Below are 12756 nucleotides of genomic sequence, written 5' to 3'. Positions count from 1 at the left end.
ATTATTTCCATGATTCGATCATCTTTTTAACAGAGCGATTCATTTCCTTACGATATTGAGCATGAAATTTTCTTTTCGCAAAAGCCTGTATATAATTTTTGAGTTCATCTTCATTTTTACCAGTCTGTTTAATAAACATCTGTTTTGTTTCATCCATTGTTTTATGATGATAAGTATTGACACTTACCATATCTGCTAAATCAAAACGCTGTGGTTTTGGACGATTTTGTTGTTGTAGCGTTGGTTTTCCCAAAACAAGTAAAGTTGCTGGAATGGCATACTTTGGTAAATCAAAAAGCTTTTGATGAATTTCAAAATTTTCTAAAATATCCCCAATATAACAAGACCCTATTCCTAAAGACCATGCTGCTACGACTGCATTTTGCGCCGCAATCATACAATCTTCCAAAGCTAAGATCAAATCAGACTCTTCCAATGGTTGGATATCTTTATCATAGTGAGTATATATATCATACCATTTTTGATAATCAGCTAAAAAAAGCAAAACCATAGGTGCCTGACTAATAAATGGCTGATGATCACAAGTGATAGCGAGCTGATCTTTTAAGGACTGATCCTGTATATCAATAATAGAATAAAGAGCCATATTGCCTGCTGTCGGTGCCTGTAAGGCAGATTTTAATATCCATTCTTTTTCCTCTGGCGTTATGATTTCATCACTATAAGCACGAACAGATTTTCTGTCAAATAATTCCTGAATTGTTTGATTCATTTTCAATACCTCCCTATTTATGATTATATCATAATCATGGATTATTTGTGAATTTCCATGTATAATAAGAGAGAAAGCGAGGTAAGATGAATGAGTATAGAAGAAAGATTTTTAAAATATATTAGTTTTGATACACAATCTGATCCTCAATCTTCAACAACACCTTCTTCTATGAAACAATTAGAACTAGGAAAATATCTTGTTGAAGAAATGAAAAAGATTGGTATTGAAGATGCTCACTTGGATCAAAGTGGTATTGTTTATGGAACAATTCCAGCAAACAGTGACCATGGAAAAGTCATTGGTTTTGTTGCCCATATGGATACTTCTCCTGATGCTTCTGGTCAAAATGTCAAACCACAAATCATCAGAGATTATCAGGGAACAACAATTACTCTTAATCAAGAGAAAGAATTATATCTTGATCCTCATGAATTTCCTGAACTTCTCAATGTGATTCATCATGATTTAATCACAACTGATGGAACAACATTGCTTGGTGCAGATGATAAAGCTGGGGTTGCGATTATCATGAGTATGGCTGAACATCTTTACCATCATCCTGAAATCAAGCACAATGATATTAAGATTGCTTTTACTCCTGATGAAGAAGTCGGTCGAGGAACTGAAAACTTTGATGTAGAAGCTTTCCATGCTGATTATGCTTATACAATTGATGGTGGTAATATTGCTGAAATTGAATATGAAAACTTTAATGCATTTAGTGCTGTCGTAGAAATCACAGGGAAAAGTATTCATCCTGGAAGTGCTAAAAATGCGATGATTAACTCTATTCGCATTGCTCAGGAATTTGATGCTATGTTACCAGTTCATGCCAGACCAGAATATACAGAAGGATATGAAGGTTTTAATCATCTTGAAAATATTCAGGGAAAATGTGAAAAAACAGTGATGGAATACATCATTAGAAATCATGATTTAACATTAGCTAAAAAACAATGTCAGGATTTTGAAAATATTGCTGCATTCTTAAATCAAAAGTATGGATATTCAATGGTTAAAGTCACAATTGAACAAAGTTACTTAAATATGCGTGAACATATTGAACAACATATGTACATCGTTGAAAATGCCATGGCAGCCATGAAAGAATGTGGTATTGAGCCATATGCTGTACCTATTCGTGGAGGTACTGATGGTGCTAATTTAACATATATGGGACTTCCTTGTCCAAATTTAGGTACAGGTGGGTATAATTTCCATGGACCATTTGAGTATGTATCATTAACAATGATGAAAAAACAAGTAGAAGTTCTATTAAAAATAATTGAAAGAAATGAGGTTATATAAAATGTACGCAAAAAATGCTTGGGACAAATACGAAAGTAATCAATATCAAGATGTTATGGATTTTAATGAAGGTTATAAAGCTTTCTTAACAGCCGGTAAAACAGAAAGAGCTTGTGTAAAAGAATCTGTTGAACTTGCTAAAAAAGCTGGTTTTCAAGATATTGAAAATATGGACAGTTTAAAACCTGGAGATAAATTCTATGTAATCAATAAAGATAAAAACTTAGCTTTATTTATTATGGGAGAAAAACCATTAGTTGATGGAATGAGAATCTTAGGAGCACATATTGATTCACCACGTTTAGATTTAAAACAGAATCCACTTTATGAAAGTGATGGTTTTGCTTTATTAGATACTCATTATTATGGTGGTGTTAAAAAATATCAATGGGTTACAATTCCATTATCATTATATGGTGTTGTTATTAAAAAAGATGGAACTAAGATTGATGTTGTGATTGGTGAAGATGATCATGATCCTGTTGTAGGTATTACAGATTTATTAATTCATTTATCTGCTGATCAAATGCAAAAAACAGCTGCGAAAGTGATTGAAGGAGAAAATTTGGATGTGACATTAGGAAGCATTCCTTTAAAAGATACTGAAAAAGATGCTGTGAAAGCGAATATTTTAAAACTTCTTCAAGAAAAATATGATATTGAAGAAGAAGATTTCTTAAGTGCAGAAATTGAAGTTGTACCAAGTGGTCCCGCCAGAGATTATGGTTTAGATAGAAGTATGGTTATGGGTTATGGACATGATGATCGTGTCTGTGCTTATACATCATTAAAAGCTATTTTAGATATTCAGGAAATCCCACAATATACATCTTGTTGTATTTTAGTTGACAAAGAAGAAATTGGTAGTGTTGGTGCGACTGGTGCTCAATCTTTATTCTTTGAAAATACAATTGCTCAAATCTTACACTTATGTGGTGATGATACTTTCTTGTCTGTGAGAAAGACATTAGCCAATTCTATGATGTTGTCAAGTGATGTTAGTGCAGGTTTTGATCCACTTTATAAAGAAGTGAATGATCCTAAAAATGCCGCATATCTAGGAAAAGGAATTGTTTTCAATAAATACACTGGTTCTCGTGGTAAGAGCGGAAGCAATGATGCTAATCCTGAATATTTTGCTAAAATTAGAAATGTTATGGATCAAGCTGGTGTCCATTTCCAAACTGCTGAACTTGGTAAAGTTGATCAAGGTGGTGGAGGTACTATTGCCTACATCTTAGGAAATTATGATATGAATGTTATTGATGCAGGAATTGCTGTTTTAAACATGCATGCTCCTCATGAAATTGTATCAAAAGTCGATGTTTATGAAGCTTACTTAGCTTATACACAATTCTTACTTCAATTATAAAAGCTCATCATGAGCTTTTTTTCTTTCATAGACAAGTGATTATCTCTTTGATATAATAAGCCCATTAAGGAGGTTACACAACCATGAAATTTATGATTATGAACTATAAACCATACGAATATGAATTATTACAAGAAAAATTAGATAAGTTAGGCAAACAAGGTTACAGCACAAATGATTTATCTTTCATTTCTTTTTTTAGAAAAAAAGATAAACCTGTCTATTATACAATAGATTTTTTTAATCCAACAGGTTCCTCACGTAATGATATAAAAATAAGTCAACTTACTTTTATTGATAAATATGAAGATAAAGGCTATCGTTGTATATATCATAAAAATAATATGTACGTTTTTTTATCAAATAATGACATACCAATCAATATCAATTGGAAAGAAAAAAAAGATATTATTCCATTAAAACAAAGACTGAAATCTTTTGCCCTTTTTTTTGTTTCTATTGTTGCTTTAGCTTTATATTCTTTATATCTTTTCAATGCAACATTTGATATGTTTTATAGTTATGGAATTACTTTATATTATATTGGTATGCTTCTTTTATTTATTATTGCAAGTTTAAAAAACTATTTCGATTTTTACAAGCTTACACAATTCCATAAAGAGCTCCAATCCGGCAAACCACAATTAAAAAAAATATATACATTAAAAAAAGTATATAATATTTCTCTCATTATTATGTGTTTACTCATTGGTGGTGGACTTTTAGAAGATTTTACTAATAATCATCCCTTTAATATAAAAACTCATCAAGTAATTCAATTAGATGATTTTGGATATCAACAAAACACAAATATATCAACCCAATCTTATTCAAGTTTTACCATTCCACATACATATATTTCATTAGAAACTAGCAAAAACACTAACGAAGCTCTTTATATTAAAGAATTTGCATTTCATTCTTATGAAATGGCAAAAAAAATATTTGAGCAAATGAAAGAAAATCCTGAAATATATAGTTGCAATAGCCAAAAATCTAATAAAACAACAATTTGTGGTTATATAGGAGATTCACTCACTTCTATCGTTATTTTACACGATCAACAAGTAACTATAATTATACCTGGTTTTGAAGTTAATGAAAGTCATGTTGAAATTATTGAAGATTTTTATTTAAAATAATAAAATACAATCCTCTTTTACCTCATGCATATAAATTTCAAAACACATAGTTCTAAAACAATAATTATTTAAATCAGATAAAAAAAAGTATTATTAGATAATAAAATCTAAATAATACTTTTTTTATTATTATCTTTTTATAGGATGATGACAAGCAACAAAATGACCTTTTTCTACTTCTTCAAATGAAGGTTTTTCTTGTTTACATTTCTCTGTTGCATAACGACATCTTCCTGCAAAAGGACATCCTTCTGGTAAATTTATTGGACTTGGTACATCACCTTCAAGTATAATACGTTTCTTTTCCTTTTCTAAATCTGGATCAGGAATAGGAACAGCAGACAATAAAGCTTCAGAATATGGATGAAGTGGATGATGATAAACTTCATCACTTGTTCCTAATTCTACTAAATGCCCTAAATACATAACTGCAATTCTATCAGAAATATATCTTACAATGTCCAAATCATGAGCAATAAATAAATAAGTAAGTCCTAATTTTTTTTGTAAATCAATTAATAAATTAATAACTTGTGATTGGATAGATACATCTAAAGCTGAAATTGGTTCATCGCAAATCAAAAATTCAGGCTCAATAGCTAGAGCTCTTGCGATTCCAATACGTTGGCGTTGTCCACCAGAGAATTCGTGAGGGAAACGGTTAGCAAATTCTCTATTTAAACCAACTAATTCTAAAAGTTCGCCAACTCTTTCTTTTCTTTTTTTACGATCATACATGTTATGAACTTCCATACCTTCTGCAATAATATCCCCTACTGTCATTCTTGGATTTAAAGAGGCGTATGGATCTTGGAAAATCATCTGTGCTTTTTTTGCATAATTCAATCGATCTTTGGCAGTTTTCACATGTACAACTTCACCATTATAAATAATTTCTCCAGATGTAGGTTGATAAATACCCATTACTGTACGACCTAATGTAGATTTTCCACATCCTGATTCACCAACCAAGCCAACAGTCTCACCCTTTTTAATATTAAATGAAACATGGCTTACAGCTTTTAAAATTCCTCCATTTACATGAAAGCTTTTACATACATCTTCTAACGATAATAGCACTTTTTCTTCCATTATTTTTCCTCCTTATTTGATGTAGGACAGTCTTTATGCAACAACCAACATGAAGCCTCATGTCCTTCTCCAACATTGAAAACTGGAGGTTGTTTTTCTTTACAGATTTTCATACATTTTTCACATCGTGAAGCAAATGCACAACCTTTTGGTGGATTTAATAAATCAGGTGGAGTTCCTGGAATAGAAGAAAGTGTATCTTCCTTATTTGTATCATGTTTAGGCAAAGAATTTAATAATGCACTTGTATATGGGTGAGAAGCATTATAGAAAATGTCTTTTGATTTACCAGTTTCTACAACTTTCCCAGCATACATAACAGCAATTCTGTCTGCGAGTGACGCTACAACACCTAAATCATGTGTAATCAAAATAATAGCAGTATCAAAATTCTTACGTATATCTGCTAATAAATCAATAATTTGAGCCTGGATAGTAACGTCTAACGCTGTAGTAGGTTCATCAGCAATTAGTAATTTTGGATTACATGATAATGCCATTGCTATCATTGCACGCTGACGCATTCCACCAGAAAATTGATGAGGGTATTGCTTTGCACGTTCTTCTGCATTAGGAATTTGTACTAATTTTAACATTTCTATAGCTTTCGCACTTGCTTCCTCTTTAGATAAATTTTGATGATGAACAATTGCTTCAACAATTTGTTTACCAACTTGCATTGTGGGATTCAAGCATGTCATTGGATCTTGGAAAATCATACTTACTTCTTTCCCTCGAATTGTTTGCATTTTCTCTTCAGAACTATTGACAATATCAATACCATCTAAAACTAATTCACCAGATTTTATTCTTGCAGGAGGCATAGGATTCAATTTCATAATTGTTTGCGCAGTTACTGATTTACCACATCCAGATTCACCTACAACAGCTAAAACTTCCCCTTTATCTACATAATAAGAAACACCACGAACAGCTTGAACTTCTCCTGCATATGTATCAAAAGAAACATATAAATCTTTTATATCTAAAACTCTATCAGACATTCTACCTACCTCCTTAATTTTGGATCAAATACATCTCTCAATTTATCACCTAATAAGTTAAAACTTAACATTGTGATAGAAATAAAGAATGCCGGAAATAATAATTGTTCAGGAAAATATCTAAAATTAGTAATACCATCTTGTGCTAATGTTCCCCATGAAGCACCAGGTACAGGGATACCTAATCCAATGAATGATAAAAATGCTTCAGTAAAGATTGCACTAGGAATAGCTAATGTTAGATTAACAATAATAATTGATAGTAAGTTAGGAAATAAGTGTTTTGCAATAATTCTTGAAGCAGAACATCCCATTGATTTTGCTGCAATAACATATTCCTGTTCTTTTAAACGAATTACTTCTCCACGAACCAAACGAGCCATTCCAACCCAACCAACTGAAACCATTGCAATTATAATTGTTGTCATGCCTGGTTCCATTACTGTCATTAATAAGATAACAATCATTAAATAAGGAATTCCATTAACAACTTCTACAATACGCATCATGATATTATCAACGATACCACCAAAATATCCTGAAATACCTCCATAAACTACACCAATTAAACAGTTAACCAATACTGTTACAAAAGCTATTATAAGTGAAATACGTCCACCTTCCCAAATACGAACAAATAAATCACGTCCTAAATAATCTGTTCCAAAAAGATGGAAACATCCATCACCACTAAAAAGCGGCCCCATATTTACATGCCATGTATGTTGTTCAGATGACGTATATGGAAAAAACATTGGAATAAAAATAGCACACAAAGCAATGACAGCTAAAATAACCATAAAAACAATAGCCGACTTATCTCTTTTTAAACGGCCAAAAGAATCTTGCCAGAAACTAATACTTGGACGACCAATTTCTTCACTTTTTTCTAAATCACGACCTACATACTCAAACTCGCTACTATCAATATCCATAGTTGGAGTAATTTCTTCTTTTATTTCTTTATTTAATTCACTCATAACACATTACTCCTTCTTTCCTGCAACATTGACTCTAGGGTCAACAACACCATATAAAATATCTACGACTAAAATTGAAACAATCAAGAAAATACCAAAGAAAATAGTTGTTCCAGCAATCATTGTATAATCCTGTTCCTTAATAGATGTTACAAAGTAACGACCCATTCCTGGAATAGAGAAAACTTGTTCAACAACAAATGATCCTGTTAAAATTGATGCAATAGTTGGCCCTAAAACTGTTAAAACAGGCATACATGCATTTCTTAAGGCATGTCTAAAAATTATCATTTTTTCAGACAGACCTTTAGCTTTAGCTGTTTTAATATAGTCCGAACTCAATACATCAAGCATACTTGTTCGCATTAAACGAGAAATTGAAGCAAGCGGACTTAAACATAAAGCAATAGATGGTAAAACTTTTGCCATTTCACCTTCCCAACCAGTGATAGGGAAAACAACAGTACCTGTTAATTTATTAAATTGTAACGCAACAAAATACTGTAATAGCCCTGCAACAATAAAGTTAGGTACCGATACACCTAAAACAGCAATTCCCATTCCAAAAGTATCGATTTTAGAACCTCTTCGAACTGCTGATAACGATCCAATAGCAACTCCACCAAAGACAGCAAGAATCATAGCTCTAAGCCCTAATTCTGCAGAATAAGGGAAAGCAGTTCCTAAAATTACAGATACATCTCTACCATATTTAATAGACGCTCCAAAATCACCTCTTAAAGCATTACTAATATAAATAATCAGTTGCTCAAACATTGGTTTATCTAAACCAAATTTTGCTTGTAATGCTGCCTTAACAGCCGGACTAACAGCTTTATCTCCTGAAATTGGGTCACCAGGAAGAGCGTGCATCATTAAAAAAGTAATAACAATTAAAACTAAAATTGTTACGAAAGCATATAAAAAACGTTGTAAAATGTATTTTATAAGTTGTTTCCTTTTACCCATTTTTTTCACATCCTTTTATAATTCAAATTATATAACATAATATAATGGGACTATTTTTGAATAGTCCCATATGCTTTTTATTTTAAATTGAATAAGCGACTACTTTATTTCTGCATATCTTAAATCTAAATCAGAGAAAGCATTTCTTACAACACCAGTTAATCTATCAGAACAAATATATGATCTTTGTCTATGATAGATAACACCAATTGGGTAGTCTTCTGCAATAATCTTTTCAGCTTGTTTTAAATATTCTGTACGTTTTGCAGCATCTGCTTCAACCAAAGCAGCTTTTACTACTTTATCATATTCGGCATTTGAATATCCACCATGGTTATTTCCAGAACCAGTTAACCATAAATCAAGATAACTCATAGGATCATCATAATCAGCAGACCATCCAGCAAAGACGATATCAAAGTTTCCACTTTGCATATCTGCAATTCTTGTCTTAAATTCAACTTGTTTGATAACAACTTGACTATCAGACAATCCTAAATGATTTTGCCATTGTTCTTTAAAGAAAGCATAAGTTTTTAATGCGTCATCTCCAGTATCACCTAATAAAGTAATCTTGAAATCTTTAAATTCGATTCCTTCTTCTTTTAAACCTTCTTCTAATAATGCTTTTAATTCTGCATAATCAGCTTCAGTTTCTGGTCTATCAAATAAATTACCTAAAGATTTAGCAAATTCACCATTATTTACAGATGGAGCTGTAAATGTATTAGCAACAGTTGATTGATCACCTTTTACTGTGTCAATATAAGTATTAACATCATATGCTAAAGATAGAGCTTTACGAACTTTAACATTACTAAATGCTTTTGTATTATGATTAAACTCAAAATACCATACTGAACCATCAGCATAATTTAAAACTTTTTGTCCATCTTTTGTTAAATTATTTGCTTGTTCACCTGTTAATCCAATCATATCGATTGTACCATTTTCAAATTCATTTAATGCAGTGTTTGTATTATCAATCATTCTCATAGTAATTTCATTTAGTTTGATTGAATCAGCATTCCAATAATTTTCATTTTTTTCTAATACGATTTTATCGTTATGTGACCATTCTTTAAACTTAAATGGTCCATTTCCTAAGAAACCTTCCATATCGTTTGCATAAGTATCTAAACCACCAGCAGCTTCATAAGCTTCTTGTTGTAATGGAGCAAAGTTATAGAAAGCCATTAAGTTTACGAAATAAGTATAAGGTCCAGTTAATTGAACTGTAAAAGTTGTTCCATCTTCTGAAGCAACCCAACCTTTTTTTGCTAAATTTTCTTCAGTACGAGTAGCTAATGTTTCGTTATATTCTTTTTCATAGCTTTTTTCAACAGTGAATTTTTCTTCTTCTTCACCTTCTGAATTCTTTTCTTTAACTATTTTAGCTTTACCAGCTTTTACAAATTCCTCTTGTAAAATCATTGCAGTATTTAAGTAATCTTCTGCACCCACGATTAATGGAGCCCATGTTGAAGCATAACCAGCACCATTAGTTGGTGAGAATAATTGATCCCATGCAAATTCAAAATCTTTAGCAGTAACTTGAGTACCATCAGACCATTTTGCATCTGGGTTCATTGTGAAAACAATTGTTTTTCCATCTTCAGAAATCCCACCATTTTCTTTAGTAGGAACTTCTTTTGCGACACCTGGAACTGCTTCGTTCTCAGGATTTAATGTAACAAGTCCTTCCACAACATGTCTCAATACGTTTCCTGAAGTACTATCGGTATTTAAGAAAGATAACATTTCAGGTGGTTCAGAAGAAATGTTTACACTTACACTTCCCTCAGATGAGCTTGAATTCCCGCTACACCCAACAAGCATTGATAAACACAATCCTGAAGCCATAATTGTTTTTAACCAATTTCTTTTCATTATTAAATTTCCCTCCTCCAAAATAACCAATCACGTCAGTTATTTTACCCTAGTTTATCATAACTTTTTTAATATGGGAATAGTTTTTTTTATATTTTTTTACAGTTTTGCGATAATTCAACCACAATTATTACATATTTGTTTTTTAACTAAAAATAAACCTTCTTTTTTTACAGATGTATACAATTTTTACATTGTATACACATTCAAACATTTTCGTAATCAGTATCACTTTGTTGAATGTGGACATCAATACGTTGAGTTGGAATCTTGATTTTCTGTTCCTTATAAATTTCTCTAATAGCAATAAGCAAATCATCATTAACTTCATAAAAATGTTCATTGCTCGCCCATGCCCAAACTTGCAGTGTTACACTCTGTTGTTTATAATCACTGATTTTAATACATGGTGCTGGTTCTTTTAAAGCATATGGATGTTTTTCAATGACTTTCATTAATGCTTTTTTAAATTGCATGATATCAGTATCAGGATGCATTTCTAAACTAATTGTTACTCTTCGTATTTCTTCGTGTGAATAATTCACAAAACTTGATGATACTAAATCATTATTAGGAATCACTACCATCTTATTATCAAATGTCATGACAATCGTATATAAGAGCTGTATTTCTTGGACTGTTCCCACATATCCATCAATTTCAATAATATCTCCTTTGACAAAAGGCTTAGAAAACAAAATTGTGATACCAGAAGCAATTCCTTTTAAAGAATCTTGCAATCCTAAGGCGATTGCTGCTCCTGCTGTTGTTAAAACAGCTACTAATGATGTTGTAGGTACACCTAACTGTGCAATGACAGTAATAATCACAATGATTTTTAATCCTATATTTAATATAGATATAACAAAATTCTCAATAATCGCATCAATCTGACTTCTTCTCATCATCTTTGAAAGAATATGTAATATTATTTTCACAGCATACCATCCAACTATAAATATAATGGTAGCTTCTATGACACTCATACCAAAGCCAGCATATTTTTCAATCAATCGATCTAGCATTTTCATTCCTCTTTTCTTTTTTCATTATCTTATCACATTCACAATCTATATCATATCTTTTTTGCAATTTTATATGAATATATCATTATTATTTTCACCCTAGAAATATATCTCAATGCACAAAAAGAGTTGCATTATTTTTTTATTTAGATACAATAATATTATTAACATAAGGAGGAATTTCATGAAAGTAGCAATTATGACTGACAGTAATAGTGGAATTACGCAAAGCGAAGCCAAGGAATTAGGAATTTTTGTTTTACCTATGCCTTTTACTATTGATGGTCAGGAATATAAAGAAGATATCAATCTGACTCAAGAAGAGTTTTATGATAAGTTAATGAATGGAGCTGAAGTTTTTACTTCACAGCCAGCCGCTGGAGAAGTGACAGCTTTCTTTGATCGTATTTTAGAAGATTATGATCAGATTGTGCATATTCCAATGTCAAGTGGTTTAAGTGGTTCTTGCCAGACTGCTATGATGTTAGCTGATGATGAAGATTATAAAGGAAAAGTCTTTGTTGTAGACTCACAACGTATTTCTGTGACTCAAAAATGGGATGTTTTGGATGCCATGGCATTAGCGAAACAAGGTAAAGATGCAAAAGAAATTCATGATATCTTAATGGAAAATAAATTCAATGCATCTATCTATATTACTGTGAACACTTTGGAATATTTAAAAAAAGGTGGTCGTATTACACCAGCTGCTGCAGCCTTAGGAGGATTATTAAAAATCAAACCTGTTCTCACAATTCAAGGTGAAAAATTAGATTCTTTCCAAAAAACACGTACAATGCAAAAAGCATCAAAAATAATGATTGAAGCCCTTCAAAAAGATATTAAAGAACGTATTGATCCCATACATGAAGATATGTCAGAGGCTCATATCATGATTGCTTATACATATGATAGAGATTTGGCACTTGAATTCAAAAAAGAAGTGGAAGAAGCTTTCCCAAATCATGAAGTCATTTGTGACCCACTTTCATTAAGTGTTGCTTGTCATATTGGACCTCATTCTTTAGCAATTGGTGCATGTAAAAAGATTTAACGGCTACTCAAAGGAGTAGCTCAATGGAGTCAACTTAGTAAGTTGGCTCTTTTTTATTTTTTTGGAAAAATCTAACCCTAGATAAATGTTGGTAACTATATTTAAAATATATTGATTATATGGTCTTAAATGAAAATTCATTTGTAAAGTCACTATATCTTAGCTCACACATGGAGTTCATGAT

At 31.5% G+C, this 12756-nt stretch carries 11 protein-coding genes; 4 read left to right on the top strand and 7 right to left on the bottom strand.

Annotated features, from left to right (window positions below; translation table 11 throughout):
- Position 1: 1 nt before the first annotated feature.
- Positions 2-733 (bottom strand): nitroreductase family protein, encoded by a 732-nt coding sequence (locus B5E48_RS05160; protein WP_087304316.1) that lies wholly within the window; start codon positions 731-733, stop codon positions 2-4.
- 90 nt (positions 734-823) lie between these two features.
- Here B5E48_RS05160 and pepT point away from each other — a divergent pair, with 90 nt between their 5' ends.
- From pepT to B5E48_RS05145, 3 genes are all read left to right on the top strand, one after another.
- A complete protein-coding gene (gene pepT / locus B5E48_RS05155) occupies positions 824-2044 on the top strand; it encodes a peptidase T (RefSeq protein ID WP_087304315.1) in 1221 nt (406 codons plus the stop codon).
- Position 2045: 1 nt separating this feature from the next.
- Positions 2046-3416 (top strand): aminopeptidase, encoded by a 1371-nt coding sequence (locus B5E48_RS05150; protein ID WP_087304314.1) that lies wholly within the window; start codon positions 2046-2048, stop codon positions 3414-3416.
- Positions 3417-3499: 83 nt separating this feature from the next.
- Positions 3500-4558: a DUF2812 domain-containing protein gene (locus B5E48_RS05145; protein ID WP_087304313.1), complete on the top strand. Its 1059-nt coding sequence runs from the start codon at positions 3500-3502 to the stop codon at positions 4556-4558.
- Between the two features lie 129 nt (positions 4559-4687).
- Here the strand turns inward: B5E48_RS05145 and B5E48_RS05140 are convergent, their stop codons facing one another.
- From B5E48_RS05140 to B5E48_RS05115, 6 genes are all read right to left on the bottom strand, one after another.
- Positions 4688-5650, bottom strand: a complete 963-nt coding sequence (locus B5E48_RS05140) for an ABC transporter ATP-binding protein (RefSeq protein ID WP_087304312.1) — start codon at positions 5648-5650, stop codon at positions 4688-4690.
- Positions 5650-6654 carry an ABC transporter ATP-binding protein gene (locus B5E48_RS05135; RefSeq protein ID WP_087304311.1) on the bottom strand — a complete coding sequence of 335 codons (1005 nt, stop codon included), beginning with the start codon at positions 6652-6654 and terminating at the stop codon, positions 5650-5652. Before B5E48_RS05135 ends, B5E48_RS05140 begins: the two co-directional genes overlap by 1 nt.
- Positions 6655-6659: 5 nt before the next feature.
- Entirely contained in the window at positions 6660-7634 is a 975-nt protein-coding gene (locus B5E48_RS05130) for an ABC transporter permease (protein ID WP_087304310.1), read from the bottom strand.
- A 6-nt stretch (positions 7635-7640) separates the two neighbouring features.
- Positions 7641-8603 carry an ABC transporter permease gene (locus B5E48_RS05125; RefSeq protein ID WP_087304309.1) on the bottom strand — a complete coding sequence of 321 codons (963 nt, stop codon included), beginning with the start codon at positions 8601-8603 and terminating at the stop codon, positions 7641-7643.
- Between the two features lie 99 nt (positions 8604-8702).
- Positions 8703-10493 carry a peptide ABC transporter substrate-binding protein gene (locus B5E48_RS05120; RefSeq protein WP_087304308.1) on the bottom strand — a complete coding sequence of 597 codons (1791 nt, stop codon included), beginning with the start codon at positions 10491-10493 and terminating at the stop codon, positions 8703-8705.
- Positions 10494-10699: 206 nt separating this feature from the next.
- Entirely contained in the window at positions 10700-11518 is an 819-nt protein-coding gene (locus B5E48_RS05115) for a mechanosensitive ion channel family protein (RefSeq protein WP_241146928.1), read from the bottom strand.
- A gap of 184 nt (positions 11519-11702) precedes the next feature.
- Here B5E48_RS05115 and B5E48_RS05110 point away from each other — a divergent pair, with 184 nt between their 5' ends.
- Positions 11703-12572: a DegV family protein gene (locus B5E48_RS05110; RefSeq protein ID WP_087304306.1), complete on the top strand. Its 870-nt coding sequence runs from the start codon at positions 11703-11705 to the stop codon at positions 12570-12572.
- Positions 12573-12756 lie beyond the last annotated feature (184 nt).

This window comes from Massilimicrobiota sp. An105 (genome assembly GCF_002161155.1).
In the GTDB taxonomy this organism is placed as follows: domain Bacteria; phylum Bacillota_I; class Bacilli_A; order Erysipelotrichales; family Coprobacillaceae; genus Allocoprobacillus; species Allocoprobacillus merdigallinarum.
This window is presented reverse-complemented; position numbering and strand designations above follow the sequence as displayed.

Excerpts from the sequence above, each read along its gene's own strand:
- B5E48_RS05110 (WP_087304306.1), top strand. The coding sequence starts at position 11,703 with ATGAAAGTAGCAATTATGACTGACAGTAATAGTGGAATTACGCAAAGC.
- B5E48_RS05140 (WP_087304312.1), bottom strand. The coding sequence starts at position 5,650 with ATGGAAGAAAAAGTGCTATTATCGTTAGAAGATGTATGTAAAAGCTTT.
- B5E48_RS05160 (WP_087304316.1), bottom strand. The coding sequence starts at position 733 with ATGAATCAAACAATTCAGGAATTATTTGACAGAAAATCTGTTCGTGCT.
- B5E48_RS05145 (WP_087304313.1), top strand. The coding sequence starts at position 3,500 with ATGAAATTTATGATTATGAACTATAAACCATACGAATATGAATTATTA.
- B5E48_RS05120 (WP_087304308.1), bottom strand. The coding sequence starts at position 10,493 with ATGAAAAGAAATTGGTTAAAAACAATTATGGCTTCAGGATTGTGTTTA.
- B5E48_RS05130 (WP_087304310.1), bottom strand. The coding sequence starts at position 7,634 with ATGAGTGAATTAAATAAAGAAATAAAAGAAGAAATTACTCCAACTATG.
- pepT (WP_087304315.1), top strand. The coding sequence starts at position 824 with ATGAGTATAGAAGAAAGATTTTTAAAATATATTAGTTTTGATACACAA.
- B5E48_RS05135 (WP_087304311.1), bottom strand. The coding sequence starts at position 6,654 with ATGTCTGATAGAGTTTTAGATATAAAAGATTTATATGTTTCTTTTGAT.
- B5E48_RS05150 (WP_087304314.1), top strand. The coding sequence starts at position 2,046 with ATGTACGCAAAAAATGCTTGGGACAAATACGAAAGTAATCAATATCAA.
- B5E48_RS05115 (WP_241146928.1), bottom strand. The coding sequence starts at position 11,518 with ATGCTAGATCGATTGATTGAAAAATATGCTGGCTTTGGTATGAGTGTC.
- B5E48_RS05125 (WP_087304309.1), bottom strand. The coding sequence starts at position 8,603 with ATGGGTAAAAGGAAACAACTTATAAAATACATTTTACAACGTTTTTTA.